This is a genomic window from Evtepia gabavorous (assembly GCF_003425665.1).
In the GTDB taxonomy this organism is placed as follows: Bacteria; Bacillota; Clostridia; order Oscillospirales; family Oscillospiraceae; genus Evtepia; species Evtepia gabavorous.
Genome location: NZ_QQRQ01000011.1, coordinates 35,702 through 61,189 on the forward strand (window position 1 = coordinate 35,702; position 25,488 = coordinate 61,189).

19 protein-coding genes and 1 other annotated feature are annotated in these 25,488 nt (G+C 61.4%); of the genes, 2 read left to right on the plus strand and 17 right to left on the minus strand.

What is annotated here, in order from left to right:
* Positions 1-582: 582 nt before the first annotated feature.
* From DV520_RS07785 to DV520_RS07805, 5 genes are all read right to left on the minus strand, one after another.
* Positions 583-2,820 carry a RelA/SpoT family protein gene (locus DV520_RS07785; protein WP_021919863.1) on the minus strand — a complete coding sequence of 746 codons (2,238 nt, stop codon included), beginning with the start codon at positions 2,818-2,820 and terminating at the stop codon, positions 583-585.
* A 67-nt stretch (positions 2,821-2,887) separates the two neighbouring features.
* Positions 2,888-4,987, minus strand: coding sequence for a single-stranded-DNA-specific exonuclease RecJ (gene recJ / locus DV520_RS07790; RefSeq protein WP_117142355.1), 2,100 nt, complete (start codon positions 4,985-4,987; stop codon positions 2,888-2,890).
* Between the two features lie 214 nt (positions 4,988-5,201).
* A complete protein-coding gene (locus DV520_RS07795; RefSeq protein WP_021920074.1) occupies positions 5,202-6,986 on the minus strand; it encodes an LTA synthase family protein in 1,785 nt (594 codons plus the stop codon).
* A 19-nt stretch (positions 6,987-7,005) separates the two neighbouring features.
* Positions 7,006-8,928 (minus strand): LTA synthase family protein, encoded by a 1,923-nt coding sequence (locus DV520_RS07800; protein ID WP_117142357.1) that lies wholly within the window; start codon positions 8,926-8,928, stop codon positions 7,006-7,008.
* Positions 8,929-9,118: 190 nt separating this feature from the next.
* The gene (locus DV520_RS07805; RefSeq protein ID WP_117142358.1) at positions 9,119-10,549 is read right to left on the minus strand and encodes a glycine--tRNA ligase; all 1,431 of its coding nucleotides are present in this window, start codon (positions 10,547-10,549) and stop codon (positions 9,119-9,121) included.
* 79 nt (positions 10,550-10,628) lie between these two features.
* Positions 10,629-10,841 (minus strand) — a binding site (T-box leader).
* 249 nt (positions 10,842-11,090) lie between these two features.
* On the opposite strand from DV520_RS07805, the gene DV520_RS07810 reads away from it, so the two are divergent.
* On the plus strand, positions 11,091-12,308 hold the full coding sequence (locus tag DV520_RS07810) for an S-layer homology domain-containing protein (RefSeq protein ID WP_117142359.1): 1,218 nt from the start codon (positions 11,091-11,093) through the stop codon (positions 12,306-12,308).
* Positions 12,309-12,422: 114 nt separating this feature from the next.
* On the opposite strand, the gene DV520_RS07815 is transcribed toward DV520_RS07810, so the two are convergent.
* From DV520_RS07815 to rpsT, 3 genes are all read right to left on the minus strand, one after another.
* Complete coding sequence (locus DV520_RS07815; RefSeq protein WP_117142360.1) at positions 12,423-13,808, minus strand: S1C family serine protease; 1,386 nt, start codon at positions 13,806-13,808, stop codon at positions 12,423-12,425.
* A 133-nt stretch (positions 13,809-13,941) separates the two neighbouring features.
* Positions 13,942-15,174 carry a sporulation integral membrane protein YtvI gene (gene ytvI / locus DV520_RS07820; protein WP_165850070.1) on the minus strand — a complete coding sequence of 411 codons (1,233 nt, stop codon included), beginning with the start codon at positions 15,172-15,174 and terminating at the stop codon, positions 13,942-13,944.
* A 169-nt stretch (positions 15,175-15,343) separates the two neighbouring features.
* Positions 15,344-15,610, minus strand: a complete 267-nt coding sequence (gene rpsT, locus DV520_RS07825) for a 30S ribosomal protein S20 (protein WP_117142362.1) — start codon at positions 15,608-15,610, stop codon at positions 15,344-15,346.
* 199 nt (positions 15,611-15,809) lie between these two features.
* Between rpsT and gpr the strand changes: the two genes are divergently transcribed.
* Complete coding sequence (gene gpr, locus DV520_RS07830) at positions 15,810-16,715, plus strand: GPR endopeptidase (protein ID WP_021920081.1); 906 nt, start codon at positions 15,810-15,812, stop codon at positions 16,713-16,715.
* A gap of 102 nt (positions 16,716-16,817) precedes the next feature.
* Here gpr and DV520_RS07835 read toward each other — a convergent pair whose 3' ends face one another.
* The 9 genes from DV520_RS07835 to DV520_RS07875 all read right to left on the minus strand — a co-directional run bounded on the left by DV520_RS07835 (position 16,818) and on the right by DV520_RS07875 (position 25,406).
* On the minus strand, positions 16,818-17,546 hold the full coding sequence (locus tag DV520_RS07835) for an HAD family hydrolase (protein ID WP_117142367.1): 729 nt from the start codon (positions 17,544-17,546) through the stop codon (positions 16,818-16,820).
* 111 nt (positions 17,547-17,657) lie between these two features.
* On the minus strand, positions 17,658-18,098 hold the full coding sequence (rnhA, locus tag DV520_RS07840) for a ribonuclease HI (RefSeq protein WP_021920083.1): 441 nt from the start codon (positions 18,096-18,098) through the stop codon (positions 17,658-17,660).
* The gene (locus tag DV520_RS07845) at positions 18,095-18,334 is read right to left on the minus strand and encodes a hypothetical protein (RefSeq protein ID WP_021920084.1); all 240 of its coding nucleotides are present in this window, start codon (positions 18,332-18,334) and stop codon (positions 18,095-18,097) included. The genes rnhA and DV520_RS07845 overlap by 4 nt, the downstream gene beginning before the upstream one ends.
* Complete coding sequence (gene gyrA / locus DV520_RS07850; RefSeq protein WP_021920085.1) at positions 18,335-20,839, minus strand: DNA gyrase subunit A; 2,505 nt, start codon at positions 20,837-20,839, stop codon at positions 18,335-18,337.
* Between the two features lie 64 nt (positions 20,840-20,903).
* Positions 20,904-21,599 carry a PrsW family intramembrane metalloprotease gene (locus tag DV520_RS07855; RefSeq protein ID WP_021920086.1) on the minus strand — a complete coding sequence of 232 codons (696 nt, stop codon included), beginning with the start codon at positions 21,597-21,599 and terminating at the stop codon, positions 20,904-20,906.
* Positions 21,600-21,695: 96 nt separating this feature from the next.
* Positions 21,696-23,642, minus strand: a complete 1,947-nt coding sequence (gene gyrB, locus DV520_RS07860) for a DNA topoisomerase (ATP-hydrolyzing) subunit B (RefSeq protein ID WP_021920087.1) — start codon at positions 23,640-23,642, stop codon at positions 21,696-21,698.
* 65 nt (positions 23,643-23,707) lie between these two features.
* A complete protein-coding gene (gene remB, locus DV520_RS07865) occupies positions 23,708-23,977 on the minus strand; it encodes an extracellular matrix regulator RemB (protein WP_021920088.1) in 270 nt (89 codons plus the stop codon).
* A 107-nt stretch (positions 23,978-24,084) separates the two neighbouring features.
* A complete protein-coding gene (gene recF / locus DV520_RS07870) occupies positions 24,085-25,197 on the minus strand; it encodes a DNA replication/repair protein RecF (protein ID WP_117142363.1) in 1,113 nt (370 codons plus the stop codon).
* Complete coding sequence (locus DV520_RS07875) at positions 25,194-25,406, minus strand: RNA-binding S4 domain-containing protein (protein ID WP_117142364.1); 213 nt, start codon at positions 25,404-25,406, stop codon at positions 25,194-25,196. The genes recF and DV520_RS07875 overlap by 4 nt, the downstream gene beginning before the upstream one ends.
* Positions 25,407-25,488 lie beyond the last annotated feature (82 nt).

The window sequence follows — 25,488 nt, forward strand, 5'->3', positions numbered from 1 at the left end:
TTACGCCGTTGGAACGGCAGGGAACCTTGGCCTGCCCGGCCGGGGCCCCATTTCTTGGGAAGAAATGGGGGAAAGAACCCCCGGGGGAGGAGGTTCCTCCCCCGGGACCCCCTTCTCTGGTGGGGTTGTGTGGGGGGAGGCTGTACTTCTTTCTTGGTACCTGGCCTGCGGCCTCCAAGACCAACGCCTCATGGCCCGCCCACCGGCTCGGGCGGGCGGGAGAAGTGGTTCGTTGACGGGAGGAAAAAGTGGGAACCCGCAAGTATACTCTCTTCCTTCTCCCAAAGGGTACCCCTCCACGTCCCCAGCCCGCCCAGCTGGTGGGCGGGCCGTTACGGGCCTTTCAATGTGAAGGCCGCAGGCCAGGTACGCCGATAGAAGAAGATCGCCGCTCCTACTCCAGCCCGGAGAAAAGGGGTGTGGGGGAAAGAAACTCTTTCCCCCGCGGGGGTCCAGGGGCACAGCCCCTGGTGTTCTTTCCCCTATTTCTTCAAAGAAATAGGGCCCCGCCCGGGAGGGCAAAGTTCCCGCCCGTTCCAACGGCGATAGTCAAACCGAAAAACCAACGCAGCAGGCCGCCGGTCACCCGCTCACCCGGGAGACCTGATACACCCCCTGCACCTGATTGAGCTTATTCATTATGGTGGTCACCTCACTCTGGGTCCGCACCTCCACCACCAGATTCATCTTGGTGTATCCGTCGGGCAGCACGTTCACCGTCATCCCCAAAATATTCATCTTGGCTGTGGCCATCACCGTGGTCACATCCATGGCCAGGCCGGGACGGTCCTTGGCAATGAGGTCCAGGGAGGTCTTATAGGTGTTGAGGCTGTCCGGGTCCCAGCTGACCTTGATCCAGCGGTCCTTCTCCCCGGGACGCTGGGCGCCGGCCACAGCGTTGGGACAGTCCGACCGGTGGACCGACACCCCGTAGCCCCGGGTGATGAACCCCACAATGGGGTCCCCGGGCACGGGGGTGCAGCACTTGGCGAACTTCACCATACATTCCGTCATCCCCGAGACGATGACCCCGGAGACCGAGCGTTTCTTATTGCCCGCTCGGGCTACCCCGGCGTCCAGGGCTGAGGGAGCCTCGGCTTTCTCCTCAGCCTCCTTTTCCGCCCGCTCGGCGGCCAGGCGCTCGGCCTGCTGGCGGTCCTGGTGGACCAGCTCCTCCCGGGCCCGGTTGGCGCACTTCTGGGCGGAGGCCCCGCCGTAGCCGATGGCGGCGTACATCTCCTCCAGGGAGTTAAACCGGACCTTCTCCAGGATGTGGGGGAGCATGTGCTCCGCGGTGAGCATGGCGATGGTGAGGCCCAGGCGCTTGATCTCCCCCTCAAACATGGCCCGGCCGTGGGCCACATTTTCCTCCCGCTTCTCCCGCTTGAACCACTGGCGGATCTTGGTGCGGGCCTGGTTGCTCTTGGCCAGCTTCATCCAGTCCCGGCTGGGACCCTTGGCGTTTTTGGAGGTGATGACCTCCACAATCTCCCCGGATTTCAGCTGGTAGTCAAAGCCCACGATCCGCCCGTTCACCTTGGCCCCGGTCATGGAGTTGCCCACGGCGGAGTGGATGGCATAGGCGAAGTCGATGGGGGTGGCCCCGGCGGGGAGGTTGATCACATCGGCGTTGGGGGTAAAGACAAAGACCTCGTCGGCAAAGAGGTCCACCTTCAGGGTGCGGATATACTCCTCGGCCTCGGTGTCCTGCTGGTTTTCCAGCAGGCGGCGGACCCAGGCGAAGGTCTCCTCGGTGCCCAGCTTCTTGTTGCCCATGCCCTGCTTGTATTTCCAGTGGGCCGCCACGCCGTACTCGGCCATGTGGTGCATCTCCCAGGTGCGGATCTGCACCTCAAAGGGGATGCCCTCGCTGCCGATGACGGTGGTGTGGAGGGACTGGTACATGTTGGGCTTGGGGGTGCTGATATAGTCCTTAAACCGTCCCAGGACCGGGCGGTACATGTCGTGGATGTCCCCCAGGACCCGGTAACAGGTAAAAATATCGTCCACAATCACCCGGAAGGCGTACAGGTCGAAGATCTCGCTGAGCTTTTTGTTTTGGGCGTACATCTTCCGGTAGATGGAGTAGACGTGCTTCACCCGGCCGTAGACCGTGCCCTTGATGCCCTCCTTCTCCAGGCGGGTGGTGATCTCCTCCTGGATGTGCTCCATAAAGGCCGCGTGGGCCTTGGCCTGGCGGTCCAGCTCGTCGGAGATCTCCTGGTAGGCGATGGGGTCCAGGAATTTCAGGGACTGGTCCTCCATCTCCCACTTCATCCGCTGCATGCCCAGGCGGTGGGCGATGGGGGCGTAGATCTCCAGGGTCTCCAGCGCCTTCTCCCGCTGCTTTTTCTCTGTCTGGTACTCCAGGGTGCGGATGTTGTGGACCCGGTCGCAGATTTTGATGAGGATCACCCGCACGTCCTGGGCCATGGCCATGAGCATCTTCCGCAGGTTCTCCATCTGCTTTTCCTCGGTGGAGGTGTACTTCACCTTGGTCAGCTTGGTGACCCCCTCCACCAGGTCGGCCACGGTCTCGCTGAACCGCTTGGCCACCTCCTCGTGGGTGGCGTCAGTGTCCTCAATGGTGTCGTGGAGAAGGGCGGCCATGATGGAGTCCGCGTCCAGTCCCAGCTCCGCCACCAGGTGGGCCACCTCCAGGGGGTGGGTGATATAGGGGGAGCCGTCCTTCCGCAGCTGCCCCTCATGGTGGCTGCGGGCGTAGTCAAAGGCGTCCCTGACCCGGGCCCGGTCCTCCTGTGTGAGATTCTTCAGTTTCTCTTCCAGCTCCTGAAAACGAGCCTCCAGCTTGTCTTCCATAGGCCATCCCTTTCCTCCCGGCGGGCGCCGGCCCGCCGCACTGGCTCCGGGACGTGTGCCGCGCCCCTTATGAGCTCAAATGACTTCTTCTCTCTTCTCCCCAGGCAATGGCCTGGAGCTTTTGAATAATGGGGGCCTGGTACAGGGCCACCTTGCCCTTTCCTCGTCGCTTCTGCAAGCGAATCCGAAGGGCGCCCCCCTCCTCGGGACGGAGGGTGACCAGGTCAAAGCTCTCCAGGACCTCCAGGCAAATCATGGTGTGCAGGGTGGACTCCCACAGGTCCCCCTCCTGGGCCACCTTCCGGGCCAGGCTGGCGGGCACCTCCACCACCTCCCCGTCCCGGTTGGCCAAATAGCGCCACACGGCGGCAAACTCCTCCCGCTGGGGAATCATCATCCGGGCCTCGCAGGGGGAGAGAGGCTCTCCCCGGCTGTACTTCCGGTACAGGGCCTGCTCATTGAGCTGCTGGGCCGAGTAAGCCGGGCGCAGGTCCACCAGGTGGAGCTGCACGGAGCGGGAGCCCCGGTACTCGTTGATCTGGGGGTAGAAAGCCACGTCGGCCCGGTCCCCCACGGTGAGCCCCGACTTGGCCCGGGTGACGGAGAAAAAGATCATGTCCACCGTCCGCCCGTCCCGGCTGGCCCGCATTTTCAGGTGGCGTCCGCCCCCCACGTCGGACATGCAGGTGATGGTAACCCCCGACAGGGAAAACACGGGCTTGGGATTGCCCGCCCCGTAGGGCTCCAGCATGGACAGGGCCTCCACCTCCTCCACGGTGAGCAGGGCGGTGTTCTCAATCTCCCCGTCGATCTGCAGGGTGGAGACCATCTCCTCTCCCCCGGTGTCCTGGCGGACGATCTCCTCCATCCGGGCCCGGAAGGCGGGGATGTTCTCCTCCTGAATGGTGAAGCCCGCGGCCAGGGCGTGGCCGCCGTAGCCCTCCAGCAGGTCGGCGCACCGCTCCAGGGCGCAAAAGAGGTTGAACCCGCCGTAGGACCGGCAGGAGCCCTTCCCCTTGCCGTCGTCCTGGAGGCAGATCATAAACACCGGGCAGGCGTACTGCTCGGCCAGGCGGGAGGCCACGATGCCCACCACCCCCTGGTGCCAGGCCTTGTCCGCCAGCACCAGGCAGTCATACTGCTTCCGGCCGGCCAGCAGGGCCAGGCACTGGTTGAAAATCTCCAGCTCCACCGCCTGACGCTGGCGGTTGAGCTCACACAGCTCGTGGGCCAGCAGCTCGGCCTGGCTGTTGTCCTCGGTGAGGATGAGCTCCGCCGCGGTCACCGCCCGGCCCATCCGGCCGGCGGCGTTGATCCGGGGGGAGAGACAGTAGCCCACGGTGGTGGAGGTGATGGCCCGGTTCAGGGTGCCCGCCTCCACCATGAGGGCGTACAGCCCACGGCGGCGGGTTTTTTTCAGGTGGTTCAGGCCCACCCGGACAATGGTGCGGTTCTCCCCCAAAAGCTTCATCACGTCGGCCACGGTGCCCACGGCGGCCAGGTCGGCGTACTCCTGGAAGAGGGCGCGGTACCGCTTTTCCCCCCCCAGGGCCATCACCAGTTTCAGGGCCACCCCCACCCCGGCCAGATCCTTGAAGGGATAGGGGCAGTCCTTCCGGTGGGGGTCCACCACCGCCACGGCGGCGGGAATCTCCTCCTTGCACTCGTGATGGTCGGTGATAATCACATCTATGCCCAGGCCGCTGGCGTAGGCCACCTCCTCCACGGCGGTGATGCCGCAGTCCACGGTAATCATCAGGCGCACCCCCTGCCGGGCCAGTTCCTCCACCGCCTCCCGGTTGACCCCGTAGCCCTCGGACAGGCGGTTGGGGATGTAGTAGCACACGTCACCGCCCTGGGCGCGGAGATAATGGGTGAGCAGACAGGTGGAGGTGATGCCGTCCACGTCGTAGTCGCCGTAGACTGCGATCTTCTCCCCGTTGCGCAGGGCGCGGCCAATCCGGGCGGTGGCCAGGTCCATGTCTTTCATCAGGAAGGGGTCCTGAAGCTGGTCCTCCCCGCTGGAGAGGAGACCCTTGGCCTCTGCCAAGTCGGTCATCCCCCGGGCACAGAGAGTGGCGGCCACCAGGGTGGGGACCCCCTGCCGTTCCATGGCTTTATAGGCCTCCTGGGACCGCTGTGCGATGTTCCACTGCTGGTATTTCATGATTGGGACCTCGGTTCGGGAAATTTTCTATCCTTACTTCCGTGCCCCGGCGGGGCGAAGAAAGAAAAAATGCAAATAACAATACATATTACAGGATAACACAAAACCTCCCTTATCACAAGGGATAAGGGAGGTTTTTTCCTCTTTTTCCTGGGAAATCCCGGGGCATTTCCGGTTTTTTCCCTTGCTTTGTGAACTTCTTTCCCCTTCGGACTCACTCAAACCGGGTCCGGTCATAGGTGGACAGATTCTGGAATTCCTCCATCCGGGCCTGGGCCGCGGGAGAGGGGGTGGGGGTGAGCACGCCGTTCTCCTCCGCCCAGCCGGTGGTGTGGAGGACGGGGAGGGTGTGGGCGGTCTCCCGCTGGGCCTGCATGTAGGCCGACCCCTCCCAGCCGATGAGCTCAAAGACCTCATTCATCAAAAAGCAGGGGGACAGGTCGGGCCCCTGGCCCTGGAAGTCCTGGCCCAGCAGATCCTTGGCGGCCTGGTTGCCCCAGATCATGTACCAGGTGGAGTAGTAATTGCGGAAGCCCTCCTCCGTGGTGGTGTCCAGGCTGATGCCCATGCCCTCGTAGATCACCCCGTGGTTGCCCATCCAGGGTTTGTGGTCCCCGTAGAGGAGGAGGACCACCGGCTCGTCCAGGCTGTCCAGGTACTGGGTGAAAGACTTCATGTAGGCCGAGCTGTCCTGGACTAAGTAGAAGTAGTTGTTCAGGGCGTTGAGGGTGGACTGGGAATAGTCCCCGGTGCAGTAGCTGTCCCCCCAGTAGGTCCTCTCCATGTTGTAGGGACCGTGGCCCTGGTAGGTCACATTGAAGGAGAACAGAGGGGCGTCGTTGGTGTTGAAATACTCTGTCAGACGCTGCTGGAGATCGGGGAAGAAGACCTCGTCATAGGCCACGTCCTCCCCTTCCTCAATGAACTGGTAGTAGTAGTTGTCCGTGAAGAGGTAGTCGTCCAGCCCCAGGTTGGGGTTGACGTGCTTGCGGTCATAGAACCAGTCCCGGCAGGGGTGGGAGCCGTTGGCGGTGTAGCCCTGGCTCTTCAGGTACCAGGCCACGGAATCGGTCTTGGTCTTAAAATCCCCGTGCTGGTTGCCCCCGGTGAGGACAGCCCACTCGGTCTCGGTGGTGCCCCCGGCGAAGATGTCGGTGATGAGGGTGCCGGAATAGCTCTCGGCCTGGAGCTCGTGGAAGTCCCGGTAGACCTCCGGGGACAGGCCGTCGATGTCGTACAGGGAGAGGTCGGCAAAGGCCTCCATCTGAATGGAGATCAGGTTGACCTTTTTCTCCGGGGGAATGACCCCGTCGGTATACTGGTTGTAGGTCTGGCGGGCGGCCCGCTCGTCATAGGAACTGGAAGAGGACAGGTAATCCCCCGCGCTGTGGAAAAAGGGATAGACCACCCCCGTGGCGGCATAGGCCTCCCGCTCGTCCTGGGCATGCTCCCCCGCCAGGGCGGTGTACCGCTGATCGTCGGGGTAAATGTAGTCAAAACAAACCAGGCTCACCATCCCCACTGCTGTCAGGGCCAGCAGGCGCAGGGTGGCCTTGGGCCGGCCCCGGCCCAGGAAGAAGAGAACCACTGTGGCAGCCACAATGACTCCGATCCACAGGAACATCATAGGGGTCAGCGCCACCTGATATTGGTCAGACATCTGGAGGCCCTCCCGCATGCGGAACAGGTCCTCCCAGAGCATGGGGTCATCCCGAAACATCACCTTGAAGTAGTTGGCGCCGGTGAGGAGGAAGATCAGCGCCCCCGTCACCAGGCAGGCCAGCCAGGCCTGCCCGGAGGCCAGCCAAATCAGGCCCAGCAGGAGAAACACCGGCAGGGTGTTCCAGAAAAACAGGGTGGGATTGCCCGCCCAGCTGACTCCGTTCCACCCCGACAGGGCCAGGGAAAAGGCGCTGATGGACAGCCCCGCCGCCACCAGCAGCAAAAGCGTCAGCACCGCGGAGCGGGGCAAGATTCGTTTGGATTTCTTGGTTTGCATCGCTTGTTTGTCTCCTCTTTCAGGGGGATTGCTCCGCTGTCCCGTAGTAATTTCCCGCCAGCACCCGGTTGCTGAGGGTGGTGATACGGTTGATCTCCGCCGAGCGCGCCTCATCCCCGGCGCCTCCATTCTTGCTGGACCAGTAGGTGGTCCCGTCATACCAGCTGCCGTCGGAGAAGAAGACATACCCTCCCTGGTCCCCCAGACCGTCGTGGCCGGCCAGGAAGGCTCCGCTGGTATCCAGGCCAAAGAGGTTGGCCACCGTGGGCAGCACGTCCAGGCTGGAGGTCACCTTGTCAATCTGGGTGGGCGCTAAGTCCGCTGACCAGATGAAAAAGTCGGTGTGTTGGAGCAGATTTCCGTTGTCCACTCCTTTGATCTGCATGTTCAGTTGGTCATCCATCATGTAGTAATCATAGTGGTCGGCGTAGAAGATCAGCACCGTGTCCTCCAGCAGGCCCTCCTGGGTCAGGCGGTCCACCAGCTCGCCGATGAACAGATCGGTCTCCATGGCCCCCGCCACCGCGTAGACATAGTTGCCGTCGGTGCGCTGGGCCGCGGCCTGGGCCTCCTCCGCATGGGCTTGGTAAACACCGTTTTCCTCCCCGTAGGGGCCGTGGGCGGAGTAGGTGATGACGAAGGAATAGAAGGGGTCCCCCTCGGTCATCTCGTCAAAGCCGTTGATGAGATGGCGGTCCAGCTGGTAGCTCTCCATCTGCATGTCGTAGCCCCCATAGTACTTCTCATAGCCCAGATTGGGGTGGATGAGGCCCCGGTCATACACCTGCCCGTCGCTGTTGTGGAAGGAGCGGGCCGTGTACCCCGCCTGGCGGAAGAGATTGGCCATGGAGTAGGGGAAAGCATTCTCAGTATACACCGAGGTGGAGATGCCCCCGGTGGCCGGCAGCAGGCCGCTGTTGGTCATAAACTCGGTGTTGAAGGTGCCGGCGGAGATGTAGGCCGGGGTGTAATGGTTGGTAAACACCAGCCCCTCGGACTTCAGCTTGGCCAGGTTGGGCATGTAGGCCTCCTGGAGCATCCAGGTGTCAATGGCCTCCAGCTGGACCATTATGACGTTTTTCCCCGCCAGCAGGCCGGTATAGGCGTTGTCCTTCTGGGCGGCCTCATACTCGGCCACATAGTCGTCTATCTGCTGCCGCTCCCCGTCGGTCATGGTGTCTTGGGGGAAGAGCAGCCGCCCCAGGTCCCGGACGGTGTACTGATACAGACCGCTGACCATCAGGGCGTTGGTGGTGTCGTTGAACTCATGGTAGGCCATGCGCTGGTTCTCCTCGGGGGAGGTCTCCCAGATCATCCGGTCCACCACAGGGAAGTAATGGATGTGGGTGAAGGCCACCAGTCCCGCCCCCACCAGGCAGGCCAGCACCCCGGCCAGCACAGACCCCTTGACGGGCTTGGGGGGGATGACCTTCAGCAGCCGCCCGGAGATCATCATCAGCAGCACCGCGATGGCCGAACCGGCGATGACCTTCCAGTTGATGGTGATATATGAGGCGTCCACAAAGCTCCCCGTCCCCCCAAAGGAGAGGGAAGAAAAGGAGAAGAACTTTCGAAAGGCACTCATAAACCCGCTGTGGGTGATGGCCAGCACCACAAAGGTCACCAGGGGCACGCACCGGACAAACCACCGGGGCACCTTGGGCAGGAAGAACACCAGCCCCGCGAAAACCAGTGCCCAGCCCAGGGTGAACAACCCCGCCGGGAGGTATTTGACCCCCACAATGCCCATGCCCCGGTAGGTAAACCGCAGGGAGAAATCCAGCACCAAATAGGCCAGGAAGAAGGGGATGATATAGAGATAGGGCCGCAGACCGGGCAGGTCCCGGCTGTACAGCCAGTTCCGGGCAAAACACTGCCAGAAAGAGAGGCCCTGCTCCTGGCCGGGCCGATTTTTGTCCAAAGCTTTGTCTGTCTGTTTCATGAAAACCTCCTTGCTTGGGCATCAAGGACCCGCCGGGCAGGCCAATAACACCCCGGGGGCGGAAACCGGCACGAAGAAACAGCCGGCTCCCACCCCCAGAAAATTTGCTCATTCAGCAGGGACTATTTTATTTAGACGCAAATTGTGAAAAAATGCAAGAGGAAATCGTTAACTTTTTTTTAATTTTTTCTCAGAACGCCATCTTTTCCTGGAGATATGCCTTCAACTGGTCAATGGGCAGGCGGACCTGTTCCATGGTGTCCCGGTCCCGGACGGTGACGCAGTGGTCGGCCGCCTTCTCCCCGTCCCCCACGGTCTCAAAGTCCACGGTGACGCAGTAGGGGGTGCCGATCTCGTCCTGGCGGCGGTACCGCTTGCCGATGGAGCCGGCCTCGTCATAGTCCACCATAAAGTCCTTGGCCAGCATCTGCTGGATCTCCTGGGCGGCGGGGCCCAGCTTCTTGGACAGGGGGAGCACGGCGCACTTGAAGGGCGCCAGGGCGGGGTGGAGGCGGAGCACGGTGCGGACATCGTCCTTGCCGTTCTTGTCCTGGCCCACCACTTCCTCGTCGTAGGCGTCCACCAGGAAGGCCAGGGTCACCCGGTCGGCCCCCAGGGAGGGCTCAATGACGAAGGGGATGTAATGCTCCCCGGACTCCTGGTCGAAATAGGTCTGATCCTTGCCAGAGGTGGTCTGGTGGGCGTTCAGATCGTAGTTGGTCCGGGAGGCCACCCCCCACAGCTCACCCCAGCCGAAGGGGAAGGCAAACTCAAAGTCGGTGGTGGCGTTGGAGTAGTGGGAGAGCTCCTCGGGCTCGTGGTCCCGCAGGCGGAGGTTCTCCTCCCGCATGCCCAGCTCCAGCAGCCACTTGTGGCAGAAGTCTTTCCAGTAGGCAAACCAGTCCAACTCGCTGCCGGGCTTGCAGAAGAACTCCAGCTCCATCTGCTCAAACTCCCGGGTGCGGAAGGTGAAGTTGCCGGGAGTGATCTCGTTGCGGAAGGACTTGCCGATCTGGCAGACCCCGAAGGGGAGCTTCTTCCGGGTGGTCCGCTGGACGTTCTGGAAGTTGACAAAAATGCCCTGGGCGGTCTCGGGGCGCAGGTAGACGGTGTTCTTGGCGTCCTCGGTGACCCCCTGGAAGGTCTTGAACATCAGGTTAAACTGGCGGATATCGGTCCAGTTGTGGCCCCCGCAGGAGGGGCAGGGGATGTTGTGCTCCTCCACAAATTCCTTCATCTCCGCCTGGCTCAGGGCGTCCACGGACTTGCCCAGGTCGAAGCCGTTCTCCTCGCACCAGCCCTCGATGACCTTGTCCGCCCGGAACCGCTCCTTGCACTCCTTGCAGTCCATGAGGGGATCGGAGAAGCCCCCCACGTGACCGGAGGCCACCCACACCTGGGGGTTCATCAGAATGGCGGCATCCAGACCCACGTTGTAGGGGTTTTCCTGGACGAACTTCTTCCACCAGGCCTTCTTCACGTTGTTCTTCAGCTCCACACCCAGGGGGCCGTAGTCCCAGGTGTTGGCCAAGCCGCCGTAGATTTCGCTGCCGGGGAAGACGAACCCGCGGCCCTTACACAGGGCCACGACTTTTTCCATGGTCTTTTCGTTGTTTTTCATATCCTGTCAAACTCCTTCGTTTGTAATTTACGGGAAAATGGGGCAGTCTTTGGGGACAAAAAAACGCCCTGAGCGGAAAGCTCAGGGCGGAGGTTCTCCGTGGTACCACCTGAATTCGGGCCGAAAAAAGAACGCGGCCCGCACTCGAACCCGATAACGGCGGGGAACCGGCGGGGCATTGCCTCCCCGCGGCTTACGGGCGCCTTCCCTCCACCACCGCCAGAGCCTTGCACCGTCCGGCTCCTCTCTTGGGCGGGGAAGTGGGGGTACTCTTCCCGGTCACAGCCTCTTACATCGGGGTATTCTATCACCTTTTCCCGCCTGCGTCAAGGGAGCGCGCCGATTTTTCCTCTTTCCCCTCTGGCGCCGCCGGTTCTCTCGCCCTTTTTCCACAAGAGAAGGGTTTTTTGTGCATAGTTTTTTGAAAATTTGAGGCAGCCAGGCAAAAAATTTGGAAAAACCCCTTGCATTTCCACCGGAAATCCGTCTTAGTTTATATAGGACGTCCTGCCGGACGAAAGAAAAGAAAGGAGAGATTCCTATGAAACCAATGCGGCAAATGGTATGCGCCCTGCTGGCGGTCACCTTGCTGATCCCTGCGGCGGCGGCTTCCCCAGGCAGCGGCAACCCTCTATGGGATGTACAGGGCCACTGGGCCCAGAAGGAAATTCAGGAGGCAGTGGCCGCCGGGTGGGTAGACGGCTATCCCGATGGCAGCTTCCAGCCGGAAAAGACCATCACCCGGGCGGAGTTCACCAAGCTCCTGCTGGACGCCATCCATCTGACCCCGGACAGCGAGACGGTGGCTTGGATGACAGAGACCGCAACCACAAAGGATGGCCGGTATTCGGAAAAAAAGTATGTCCCCATCCTCAACGACATGGACGGCCATTGGCTGACCACCCAGGGCTGGACGGACGCCGCCCTTTACTCCGGCATGGTGGTGCCCGATGACTACAACGGCAAAAACTTCCGGCCGGAAAAGGAGATCGCCCGGTACGAAATCGCCCTGATGACCGACCGGGCCCTGGGCCTGGTCTATCCGGCCAACCAGTATGCGGGAGAAGACCTCCCCTTCGCGGACAACGCCGAGATTCTGGACTGGATGAAGGGGTATGTCCATGAGGCGGTCCAGGCCGGCATCCTGGAGGGCTACCCCGACAACACCTTCCGTCCCAACCAGACCTCCACCCGGGCCGAGGCGGTGGTGATGATTCAGCGGATGCTCCATGAGATGGAGCAGGGGCTGAATCCGGAGATACATCTTGTGGTGCAGTACGCAGAGGAAGGAACCGTCCTATGGGAAGAGGAGACGGACGAAATTCAGCTCCAAATCGTGGACAACGTGGTCTATGCCTCCATCAAAGACATCTATGATGTGGAAAGGCGCCTGATAAAAGACCATGGCACCGAGCACACCAATAACCCCCTCTGGAACATCAACGACCCTTACTCGGAAATGTGGTGGCCCATTCAGCAGATCTATTGCATTAGTATGATCTCCCAGACCTGTGCCTTTTTTGACTACCGCATGGGGGATACTGGGTATGTCACCGAATCCGGTCTTGCCAGACAGTTTCATACTCCAGCCCGCGCTCTGTATGGAGAAGTGATGATCCCGGTTTGTGATCTCAGTCACCCGGACAGTCAGCCCCAGGGCAGCTGGTATCAAGATGACTGGCATGGTGCCTGGGATGCTGACACCAATACGTTGACCCTTCTTCTATACTATCATGTTCAGACTTTTGTTGGAAGCTAACGAATCCCTATGTTCTGTATGCTGAAAAAATGCCACCTGGGGCGGCCCTGATCAAAGGGCCGCCCCAGGTGGTTTGGTGATGCTATTTTGTTGTTGAACACACAATGTATAGAATCAGTACCCAAAGCCGCCGAAAGGCCAGCCGCCGCTGCCTTGCTGCTGCTCTTGCTGCAACTGTTGCTGCTGCTGTTCTTCATATTCCTTCTGGGCTTGGTCCTGTTGGGCTGTTTTTTCCGGGGTGGACTCCTCCAAGGTCAGCTTCACGGTGATGGTTTTTCCATCCCGATAGACCGTGAGATTCACCGTGTCCCCAGGCTTGTAGTTGTCCTTGGCGGTGATGAGGTCATTCCCCGAGGCCACCTCTGTGTCGTTGATCTTGGTGATGATATCACCCTCTTGCAGGCCGGCTTTCTCCCCGCACAGGCCGGGGGTGACCACTTTCACCGCCGCGCCGGCCGGGACGCCGTAGGCCTGCACATCCTCAGCCACGTCGCCCACGGAGATGCCCATGAGAGGCTTGCCGGTGACGTAGCCATTGGTGACCAGCTCCGAAACCATGTCCGCCACGTCATCCATGGGGATGGCGAAGCCCAAACCCTCTACCGAGGCTGAGGAGGAACTGGCGCTGGAGGAATACTTGGCCGAGACAATGCCGATGACCTCCCCGTGGCTGTTGAACAGGGGACCGCCGGAGTTGCCGGAGTTGATGGCGCAGTCGGTCTGGATCATATTCATCTTGTTGCCGTCACTCATGGTAATGGTGCGGTCCAGGGCGGAGATGATGCCGGTGGTCTCCGAGAAGGTCAGCTCTCCCAAGGGGTTGCCGATGGTGGTGACCTGCTCCCCCACCAGCATGTCGCTGGAGCTGCCAATGACCACGGGGGTCAGGCCGGTGGCCTCCACCTTGATGACAGCGATGTCGTTGGCCTCCTCGCCGCCCACATAGGTGGCGGTATACTCCTTACCGTCAGAGAAGGTCACCTTGATGGAGTTGGCCCCGTCAATGACGTGGTAGTTGGTGAGGATGTAGCCGTCCTCGGTGATGACAAAGCCGGAGCCGGCGGCCGCGCCGGTGACGGTCTGGCCAAAGATGTTGGTGCTGACGATGTCCACGGTGATGCCCACGCAGGAGCTGACATACTTGGCGTAAATCTCCGCGGTGGTCAGTTCCTTCTCCGTGTTCACTGCGGCGGTGTCCACCTTGGTGGGGGTTCGGTTGCCGGTGTAAATGGTGGTCCCATTTCCGCCGGTGACGGCATTGTACACAGGATGGGCCAAACCGCCCACCAGGGCGCACACCAGACACAGGGCCACGACCTTTAAGGTGCTTTTCTGTCTGGCACTCAAGGGCTTTCTGGGCTTTTTCCCCCGGGGACTTCCCCCGTCAAAGTTTGGCCCCTGAAAGCCGGAGCCTTGAAAGGAGGGGCCATCTCCCGAAGCAAAGGGATCGTGAGAATAGCCGCCGTTCTGATTGCCGTTGTCGTTGCCGTAGTAGTCCATAAGTATGCCTCCAGTCCATCCTGTTTTCTGAGGATGCAAAGGCCCCTCCCAAGGGAAGACCCCGTGCTCTTTTTACTGTGGTCAGTATAGCGGATATTTATGAAGATTTCGTGAAATCGAAGTAGAAAAACTTTTAACTTTCTTTCTCCATTTTTTGAACGGTTTCGCCGGGTTTTTCGGGCTCTGGCGGGTCTGTCTCCTCCGGTCTGCCATGGAGGATGGCCGCCATATCCCGGGCCGCCATGGTGAGGTCCCGGACGGTGGCGTGGAACATCCCCGCCCGCCACAGGTTCCGGAGCATCAGCAGCAGAACCGGGGCCAGGATCATCGCCACCACGCCCCCTAACTTCATGCCCACGTAAATGGCCAGCAGGGAGAGCAGGGGGTGCAGCCCTGTCTGGTCCCCCACGATCTTGGGCTCAATCATCCGGCGGAAGAGGCAGATAACCCCCCACACCGCCAGAAAGGCCACGCCCCGCTTCCACTCCCCCAGCACCAGGAGAATGACAGACCAGGGGACCATCACCGTCCCCGCCCCCACAATGGGGATAAAGTCCAAAATGCCCAGGGCCACCGCCAGCAGCACCCAATAGGGCTGCCGAAGCAGGAAAAAGCCCACCAAAAGAATCCCCGTCACCCCCAGGGAGACCAGAATCTCCGCCTTGAGATAGCCCCCAAAGGCGGCGGAAAAAGCGCCCCGGGCCTGTACGCCGATGCGCCGGACACTCCGGGGAATGGTCTCCCGGGCCACCCGGCGGAGATTGGGATAATCCTCGGCGGTAAAATACCAGGCCACCAGGAAAAAGAGAAAGGCCAGCACAAAGGAGGAGATGCTCCGCACCGCTGAGGTGGTCTTCGGTAACAGATTATAAACAAATTCCTCCAGCCAGGCCAGCAGCCGGTCCGACAGATTCCAAAGGGTGTCCTGCACCTGCTGGGGCAGATAGGCCAGCCACTTGTCCAGGGCATGGCTGAGCTGATAGTAAGTCTCCTGAAAGGCGTTCCAGCCTTGGTCCCAGTTTCCCCACAGGGTGGAAAGTTCACTCCAGCCTTTCCAAATGAGAGCCGCCATTAGGCCACCCAGAGCTCCCACCAGGAGCAAAATCAGGACAATGGCCCCTATGCCCCGGGGAATGTTCCACCGCCTGTGGAAAAACCGGAGCAATGGCTCGGTCAACCAGGTGGCCAAAAGAGCCAGGGCAAAGGGCATGCACAGGGAGAGCAGAGGGCGGCCCGCCAGGCAGAGGAAGAGAACCAGGGACAAAAAAATCCCCAGCCGAATGGCCAGACGGGCCCACAGCTGCCGCCGCTGTCCAGGCGGCAGGGGGCGTGGATCGGGAAAATAGGCGTCTGCGGAAGTATCCATATACGGTCCTTTCTGCGGTATGGTGGGAGAGAGGGAGACAGAGATAGGATGCCCGGATTGGGACCGGAGAACCCGTCTCATGCTGGTTTTTCCCGCCGCCAAGGCGGGAAAAGCCCAATACAAAAAAACCGTCTGATCCAATCAGACGGTTTTCCGTAAGTCCTTCTCGTTACTGAGGAATCTTGTTCAGCCGCAGGGTCATCTTGCTCTTGCGGTTGGCTGCGGTGTTCTTATGCATCAGACCACGGGCAGCAGCCTGATCCACAGCCTTGACAGCTTCCTTGTATCTCTTATCGGCCTCGCTGCGGTTGCCTTCGTTGATAGCAGCATCAAAATACTTCAGCTGAGTCTTCAGGGCGGACTTTGCGGCCTTGTTTCTGGCGGCCTTTGTCTGATTGACCAGAACACGCTTCTTGGCAGACTTGATATTCGGCAAACCAAACACCTCCTCCGATTGATTCATTTTGTCACAAAAGTTCTGTGCGAGAATGTATTTTAGCATACCCCGCTTGAAATTGCAACCTTTTTTCCAGAAAAATCTGAATTTTTACATAAATTTTTGCAAAGTGCTAAAGATAGTGATTAGAATCTGCTTGTCCCACCATATCTGGTGGTGGGACGGAAGGGAGTGCCCCATGATCCAAGACAGAAAAATTGATTTGGCCCTGGAGGCCAAGGAGCTGGCGGAGGGTTCCGCGGCCCAGACCACCCGTCTGGCCGGGGTGAAGGCCCAGGAGGACACCGTCTTTGGCTATCCCCTCACCCGGGTGGAAATCCTCAATCGGGAGGGGGAGGCCGCCCTGGGCAAGCCCAAGGGGACCTATCTCACCTTAGAGCTGCCCCAGCTGCCCCGGGAGCGGGAGGAGGTTCTGCGGGCGGCCCGGGGGGTGGCCGCGGTGCTGGAAGCCCTGCCCACCCTGCCCAAACAGGGGTCTGTTCTGGTGGCCGGCCTGGGCAACCGCCGGGTGACCCCCGACGCCATCGGGCCCAGGGCCACGGACTTTCTCCTGGTCACCCGCCACCTGGTGCAGACCATGCCCCAGGACTTCTCCGCCCTCCGCCCGGTCTCCGCGCTGGCCGCCGGGGTCACCGGGACCACGGGGATCGAGAGCGGCGAGCTCATCGGGGCGGTGGTGAAAAAGCTCAAGCCCGCCTGCCTCATCGCCGTGGACGCCCTGGCCGCCCGCCGGCAGGAGCGGGTGTGCCGGACGGTCCAGGTCTCTGACACCGGCATTGTCCCCGGCTCCGGGGTGGGCAACGCCCGAATGGCCCTGGATGAGGAACACCTGGGGATTCCCGTCATCGCCGTGGGTGTACCCACGGTGGTGGAGGCGGCCACCCTCTGCCTGGACCTGCTGGACCAGGCGGGGCAGGAGGGATTCGACCCGGCCCTCTTCCGTCAGGAGGGGGCCGAGTGGTTTGTCACCCCCCGAAACGTGGACAGCGAGGTGGAGACCCTCTCCCGGGTGCTGGGCCTGGGCATCAGCACCGCGCTGCATGTGGACTTTTCCGTGGAAGATGTGGAAAAGTGGATCTCATAAGTCCCATTTTTCCCTCTTTTCCGGAGAAAACTTAGAAAAAACGAAAAGGTTCTCCCCAATTTCCCAGGAAATTGGGGAGAACCTTTCTTTCCATCCGTTCCATCAGAGGGAGGCTTCCCCGCCCCACTCCTCCACAAAGGCCAGCAGTGCGTCAAAATCCCCCTGGGGATAGGAGGAGATGTCCTTCTCTTTCCGGTTGAGCAGGCAGTCTGTGAGCAGAAAGACCGACAGCCCCGCCGCCTGGGCGGCCATCATATCCTCCTCCACATCGTTGCCCACCATCAGGCAGTCCTCCGCCCGGCAGCCCAAATACCGCAAAATCTCCCGGTAATAATCGGGGTTGGGCTTGCAGTAGCCGATGTTCTCATAGGTGGTGTACCATGCAAAGGTCTCCGGGGCCAGCCCCGCCCAGCGGATGCGGCTCTCCGTGGCCACCGCCGGAAAGATGGGATTGGTGGCCAGGGCCACCCGATGGCCGGCGGCCTTGCAGGCCTCCACTGCGGCCCGGGCTTTTGGGGTAAAGCCGCAGAAAGCCTTGGCCTGCTGAAACTCCTGCCGGTAAAAGGCGTCAAACAGGGGGATGTCCTCCCGGACCTGCTCCCCATACAGGGCGGCGAATCTATCCCAGAAGGCCGCCTCATTGGTGCGTTTGCCATCGTTGCCCACCATGGCGGCGGTGCCGGCCCAGATATTGTCCACCAGAGCGGCCGGGTCATACCCGTGGGGGGCCAGCTTTTGGGCCAGGAGTTTGAAATACCCACGGGTAAAGGCGTCCTGGTCCATGGGGAGCAGGGTCCCGTCCAAGTCGAATAGAATGGTTTTTTTCTTCATTGGTTCTCCTTTTTTCTTGCCGCCCTGGGGCGGGCGCACCGGCCCGAACAGGGCCAAGAGGGATTTTACGCAGGAAGAGACAGCCCCCTTGCAGAGGGCTGCCTCCATCTGTTACGCCTTAAACTTCCGGCTTTCCGCCACGGCCATCTCGTCACAGCGGTTGTTGTAGGGGTTCTCCGCATGCCCTTTTACCCAGTGGTAGCGCAGCTGGTGCCGGTCTGTCAGGGCCAGCAGCTGCTCCCACAGGTCGGGGTTCAGGGCGGGCTTTTTGTCGCTTTTCACCCAGCCCCGCTTTTTCCAGCCCCGGGCCCAGCCCTTCTCCAGGGCGTCGATGACGTATTTGGAGTCAGAATAGAGGTCCACGCCGCAGGGCTCCTTCAGCAGGGACAGGGCGGCGATCACCGCCGTGAGCTCCATGCGGTTGTTGGTGGTGGAGGCCTCCCCGCCGGAAATCTCCTTTCGATGGCTCCCATACAGGAGCACCGCCCCCCAGCCCCCTGGGCCGGGGTTGCCGGAGCAGGCACCGTCGGTGTAAATGGTCACCTGCTTCATGACGCTTTTTCCCGCTCCTCCGCGTTCTTTTTCTTCCGCCGGGCCCGCAAGGGCGGGACCACCAGCAGCGCCACTCCCACCAGGAAGAAGAACAAGCCTCCCAGGGTGAACAGTCCTCCATGGACCCAGCCGGTGACGGGAATCATCTTTGTCACCCCGCGCCAGATCACCAGAGCGCCCAGGACGGCCATAATTATGCCAAAGGTGAGGGTGATCTTTCGAAACTCTTTTTCCATTTATGTCTCCTCCTGGGTTTCCCCTTCATTCTCCTGGGGAACCCGGGCCAGGGAGATGACCTTGGTTCCCTCGGACACCCGCATCACCCGGACTCCCTGGGCGGTGCGGCTGTACAGGTTCACATCGGCGGCGGCCATGCGGATGATGGTGCCGTCGTCGGAGATGAGCAGGATGTCGTCGTCCTCCTCCACCACCTTGACCCCGGCGGCCTTGCCAGTCTTTTCGGTGATCTGGTATCCCTTCAGGCCGAAGCCTCCCCGGTGCTGGGGTTCTCCCCCGGAACGGATGTACTCCTCAATGTGGGTGCGCTTGCCATAGCCGTTTTCCGTAATGGCCAGCAGGGTAGTACCCAGCTGGGCCAGCACCCCGCCGATGACATAGTCTCCTGGCCGGAGCTTGATGCCCCGGACCCCCACCGCGGTCCGGCCCATGGGCCGGACATCGGTCTCCCGGAAGCAGATGGCCATGCCGTCGTGGGTAGCGATGAGGACATTGGCCTCCCCGTCGGTCTCCAGCACGGCAATGAGCTCGTCCCCCTCGTCCAGGGTGAGGCCCCGGAGGCCCGCCGCCCGGATGTTTCGGAAGGCGGATTTCTCCGTGCGCTTCACCGTGCCGTTGCGGGTGACCATGAACAGATAGCCGTTCTCATCATAATCCCGGCCGTGGAGCATGGCGGTGACCCGCTCTCCCGGCTCAAATTGGAAAATGTTGTTCAGATGGGTTCCCTTGGCGGTCCGGCTGGCCTCGGGAATCTGATATCCCTTCTTCTTGTACACCCGGCCGGAACTGGTGAAGAAGAGAATGTTGTCGTGGCTGGAGGCGGTGAACAGGGTGTCCACATAGTCCTCCTCCCGCAGGCTTTGGGCGGAGACCCCCTTGCCGCCCCGCTTCTGGGCGCGGTAGGTGGACACAGGCATTCGCTTGATGTACCCGGCGGCGGTGAGGGTGAAGACGCAGGTCTCCTCCTCAATGAGGTCCTCAATGTCGATCTCGTCCTCCACGTCCTGGATCTCCGTCATCCGGTCGTCGCCGTACTTGTCCCGGATCTCCAGCAGCTCCTGCTTCATCACACCCACCAGCTTCTCCCGGTTGGACAGCAGCTCCTGGTACCAGGCGATCTTCTTCTCCAGCTCGTTGTATTCCTCCTGGAGCTTCTCCCGGTTCAGGCCCTGCAGGGCGATCAGCCGCATGTCGCAGATGGCCTGGGCCTGGACCTCGTCCAGGTGGAAGCGGTTCATCAGGTTCTCCCTGGCGTTGTCATAGCTGGAGCGGATGATCTGAATGACCTCGTCAATGTTGTCCTGGGCGATGAGCAGCCCCTCCAGCAGGTGGGCCCGCTCCTCGGCCTTGCGCTTTTCATAGCGGGTGCGGCGGGTGATGACCTCCTCCTGGAAGGTGAGGTACTCGTCCAGAATATTCCGCAGGGAGAGAATCCGGGGCTGCCTCTGGTTGTCCACCAGGGCCAGCATGTTGATGGCAAAGGTGGTCTGCAGCTGGGTCTGGGTGAGCAGATGGTTCAGCACCACCTGGGGGTTGGCATCGTGCTTGAGCTCAATGACCACCCGCATGCCGTTGCGGTCGGACTCGTCCCGGAGGTCGGAGATGCCCTCCAGCCGCTTTTCCTTCACCTGCTCGGCGATGGCGGCGATGAGCATGCGCTTGTTGACCTGGTAGGGCAGCTCTGTGACAATGATCCGGGTGCGCTCGTGGTTGCGGCCGTACTCCTCAAACTCGGTGCGGGCCCGGATGGTCACCCGGCCCCGACCGGTGGCGTAGGCCGCCCGGATGCCGGAGCGGCCCATGATGATCCCCTTGGTGGGAAAGTCCGGCCCCTTCACGTACTGCATCAGGTCGGCCAGGTCGGCCTCGGGGTTGTCCAGCACGCAGACCGCCGCGTCAATGACCTCCCGCAGATTGTGGGGGGGGATGTTGGTGGCCATGCCCACGGCGATGCCGGAGGAGCCGTTGACCAGCAGGTTGGGAAACCGGGCGGGCAGCACCCGGGGTTCCCTCCGGCTCTCGTCGAAGTTGGGGTCCCAGTCCACCGTCTCCTTCTCAATATCCGCCAGCATCTCCCCGGCCATCTTGGCCATGCGGGCCTCGGTGTAACGATAGGCCGCGGGAGGGTCGCCGTCCACGGACCCGAAGTTGCCGTGGCCGTCGATGAGCCGGTAACGCATGGAGAAATCCTGGGCCAGCCGGACCAAGGCGTCATACACGGAGCTGTCCCCGTGGGGGTGATACTTGCCCAGCACGTCGCCCACGCAGGTGGCGGATTTTTTGAAGGGCTTGTCGGAGGTCAAACCGCTTTCATACATGGAGTATAAAATCCGCCGGTGCACGGGCTTGAGTCCGTCCCGCACATCGGGCAGGGCCCGGCCCACAATGACGGACACCGCGTAGTCAATGTAGCTGTCCTTCATCTCCTTGACCAGCTCCGACTCCACGATGACCTGGTCCGGGAAAGCGATGTCCTCCGGCCGGTAGTCTTTGTTCTTTGCCATAGTTTCACTCCTTCACTGCCGCCGCCCGGCGGCGGGGGATGGGTCTTGTCGGAGGCAGGCCGCCTCACAGGTTGATTGGCCCGTCCTCCCGGGCGCTTTGCCGCAGCAGACGGACCACATAGACCACCAACCCCGCGAAATATCCATAAAAAATCCAGCCAAATCCCACGAGCAAAAAGTCATACAGACCGTGGAGAACCGCCGGCAGAAGCCAGGCCCGCCGCCGGGCCGCCCCGGCCTGTTCCCGCTGTCCATGGACCTCCAGCCATTTTGCCCGGCTCATCGCCTCCCCCATGACCACGCCGAACATGGCGTGGCCCGGGATGGAGAAAATGGCCCGCACCACCGCCGTGGAAAAGCCGGAGGTGAGCACATACAGCACATTCTCCACCGCGGCAAAGCCCAGGGAGACAAAGACCCCGTACACCACGCCGTCAAACCGGTGGTTAAAATGGGGCTCATTCCAGGTGCGCCGGAGAAGAACCCGGTACTTGACCCCCTCCTCAATGAATCCCGGCACCACAAAATAGGCCAGAAAGAGGTAGACGATGGGACGCCAGGGGAAAAAATCAATGAACTGATCGGCCACAACCTCCAGCACCAAGATGGGGACCATGGCCAAAGCCCCCCGAAAGAACAGGGCCAACAGCAGGGCTCCCGGCTCCCGGTCCAGTTTATCCATTTGGTAGACCACCCGCAGCAGCACCAGCGGGGGCAGCAGGGCGGCGGCCACCAAAAACAGAATGGAAGATAGCATCATAAGCGTAGTTTGGTTTCCTTTCCTTTTGACTGGAGGTAGTGTATGCCCTTTTGGGGTGGGCGATGCACAGACCGTTCCCAAGGGAGGTCTCCAAACTCAAATATCCAAATTTACCACGTACTTGGCGTTCTCCTCAATGAACTCCTTTCGGGGCTCCACCTTTTCCCCCATGAGGATGGTGAAGATTTCGTCCGCCTTCACCGCGTCCTCCAGGGTAATCCGCCGGAGGGTACGGGTTTCGGGGTTCATGGTGGTCTCCCACAGCTCGTGGGGGTCCATCTCGCCCAGACCCTTGAAGCGGCTGATCTCCACCTTGGCGTTGGGGTTGTCCCCCCGCATCTGGGCGGACACCGCGTCCCGTTCCTCGTCGGAGTAGGCCACCCGCTGCTGCTTGCCTCGGGTGAGCTTATACAGGGGGGGCACGGCGGAGTAGACATACCCCTGCTCAATGAGGGGGCGCATGAACCGGAAAAAGAAGGTCAGCAGCAAGGTCCGAATGTGGGCCCCGTCCACGTCGGCGTCGGCCATGATGACAATTTTGTGGTAGCGGAGTTTTTCCGGGTTAAACTCCTCCCCGATCCCCGCCCCCAGGGCGGTGATGACGGGGCTGAGTTTGTCATTGCCATAGACCCGGTCAGCCCGGGCCTTTTCCACGTTGAGCATTTTGCCCCACAGGGGGAGAATGGCCTGGAACCGGGAGTCCCGGCCCTGGGTGGCCGAGCCGCCGGCGGAATCGCCCTCCACGATGTAGATCTCCGTGAGGGAGGGGTCCCGTTCGTTGCAGTCCCGAAGCTTGTCGGGCATCTGTCCCGACTCCAGCCCGGTTTTCCGGCGGACGGATTCCCGGGCTTTTCGGGCGGCCTCTCGGGCCCGGGCGGCGGTGAGGGCCTTGTCCAGGATGGCCCGGCCCACGGCGGGGTTCTCCTCCAAAAACTCCTCCAACTTCTCCGAGACAATGGAATTGACCAGGGTGCGGATCTCGGAGTTTCCCAGCTTGGCCTTGGTCTGGCCCTCAAACTGGGCTTCGGTGAGCTTCACGGAGATGATGCAGGTCAGGCCCTCCCGGCAGTCCTCGCCGCTCACCTTCTCGTCCTCTTTGAGCAGCTTCATTCTTCTGCCGTAGGCGTTCAGGGCATTGGTCAGGGCCCGTTTGAACCCCTCCTCGTGCATGCCTCCTTCCGGGGTGTGCACGTTGTTGGCAAAGGAGACAATGATCTCGTTGTAGCTGTCGTTGTACTGGAGAGAGACCTCCGCCATGGCGTCCTCCCGGGACCCGGCCATATAGATGACGCCGTCGTGGATGGGGGTCTTGTTGCGGTTGATGTAGGTGACAAACTCCCGGATGCCGCCCTCATAGCACATGGTCTCGGAGATCACTTCCTCCCCCCGCCGGTCGGCAATGGTGATGGACAGGCCGGCGTTGAGGAAGGCCTCCTCCCGCATCCGGGTGTGAAGGGTCTCGTAATCGTACTCCGTGGTCTCGGTGAACATCTCCGGGTCGGGCTGAAAGACCACCTCCGTACCGGTGCGGTCGGTCTGCCCCACCACCTGCATGGGCTGGGTCACCTGGCCCCGGGCAAACTTCATCTCGTAGATCTGCCCGTCCTTATGGACCCGGACCTCCAGCCACTGGCTCAGGGCGTTGACCACAGAGGCGCCCACCCCGTGAAGACCGCCGGAGACCTTATAGCCCCCGCCGCCGAACTTGCCGCCGGCATGGAGGATGGTAAAGACCACCTCCAGGGCGGGTTTGCCTGTCTGCTTCTGGATGTCCACGGGGATGCCCCGGCCATTGTCCACCACCCGGATGATGTTGCCCGGCTCGATCCCCACCTGAATCTCGGTGCAGTACCCGGCCAGGGCCTCGTCAATGGCGTTGTCCACGATCTCATAGACCAGATGGTGCAGGCCGCTGGAGGAGGTGGAGCCGATGTACATGCCCGGCCGCTTCCGGACGGCCTCCAGTCCCTCCAGGACCTGAATCTCCGAGGCCCCGTACTCATGTTCCACCGCGGTGGTGTTTTTCTGTTCCAACTGATCCATTTTTGATACCTCCAGAGGGAATTCCCCTGCCGGCGAAATTCTGTTCGCCGAAGGGGCTTGCTGCGCTATATTGTCTCAAAGCGGCCGGACTCCACCCGCCTGAGCAGGGTGGCTGAGGAGAGCTGAGAGAGGTAGACGGTGACCCTGCCCGCCTGGTTCCGGCAGAGGAGAAAAGACTTGGGCAGGTCCTCCCCCACGCTGACAACCTGGCCGGCCTGCTGGGCCCGGGCCAGAAAGTCCCGGGTCACCCGGGAGGAAGTGGTATTGTCCAGGTCGAAAATCCCCAGCACATCCCCCAGGGGGATGACCACCGAGGCCCCCAAGTGCAGATACATAGCTTCCACCCGCCTTTCTGTGACAAAATCAAAAAGGTTCCTCTATCTTACCACAGTCCCCCCCGCGAAAGGAGGACGTTTTTGTACAACACAGGAGAGAATTTTTCTTAATTCGGCGAATCCACCAAAGCGCCCTGGTGAATATGGAGGATTTTTCCCCGGGAAATCTCCCCCGCCGGGGCCTCACAGCTGGTGATGAACACCTGTCCCCCAGTGATCCGGTCCAGGACAAAGTCCTGCCGCCGGGCGTCCAGCTCCGAGAGCACGTCGTCCAACAGGAGCACCGGCCACTGTCCCGTGTCGTCCTCAAAGAGCTCCCGCTCCGCCAGCTTCAGGGAGAGGGCCGCCGTCCGGGTCTGGCCCTGGGAGGCAAACTGCCGGGCGGGCTGTCCGTCGATCCAGGCCGCCAGATCGTCCTTGTGGGGCCCGGACAGGCAGGACCGGGCCTCCAATTCCGCCCGGCGGTGGCTGTCCTGGTGGGCCCGAAGGTCCTCATAAATGGACACCGTGGGCCCCAAGGGGTTCCGGACGGTACCCACGGTCTGGTAAGAGAGGGTCAGCTCCTCCCGGTCCCCGGAAAAGTCCCGCTGAATCTGGGCCGCCCGGGGGGCCAGTTTCCCCACAAAGTGGGCCCGGTAGTGAATGAGCAGGGCCCCCGCCCGGGCCATGGCCTCGTTGAAGTCCTCCAGCACCTCCAGCAAGCTGGGATTCTTCTCCCAATCCCGAAGAATCCGGGTCTTGTGGTCCAGCAGCTTGTGGTATTGGGCCAGCGCCTCCCCATATCGGGGGCGAAGCTGGCAGATGGCGTGGTCCAAAAAGGCCCGCCGCTCCGCCGCCCCCGATTTAATCAGCGCCAGATCCTCCGGGCAGAACAGCACCGTCTGGACAATCCCCGTCAGCTCCGCCGCGGTTTTCAGCTTCACACGGTTCACCAGAAGCTTCCGCCGGCGCCCCCGGGCCAGCTGGGCCTCAATGAGAAAGGTCCGGTCCCGGCTGTCCACCTGGGCTGTGATGGTCCCCTGATCCCGCTGAAAGGAGATGAGCTCCCGGTCCCCTCGGGCCCGGTGGGACCGGGCCCCGGAGAGAAAGCCAATGGCCTCCAGCAGATTGGTCTTTCCCTGGGCATTCTCTCCCCAGATCACATTGACCCCCGGGTCAAAGGAAGCGGAAAAGTTGGTGTAGTTGCGAAATCCGTCCAAGCAGATGGAGCAGACCCTCATTGCACTGTGAGCTCCCGGCCGGCAAAGGCCACCCGGTCCCCGGGACGCAGCTTCTTTCCCCGCATCCGGCAAACCTGGCCGTTTACGGACACCTGACCGTCCTGGATGAGACATTTGGCCTCTCCGCCGCTGGAGACCAGGTTGGCCAGCTTCAGCAGGGCCTCCAGCTTGATGTATTCTGTGGTGATGGAAACGGATTGTGGTTCCATGGGCGCCTCCTTGGGTCTTTGGGTTTCTTTGGGGGGATATCGCCTTTTCTGCGGTTTTTTCCGGCGCCGTTGGAACGGCGGG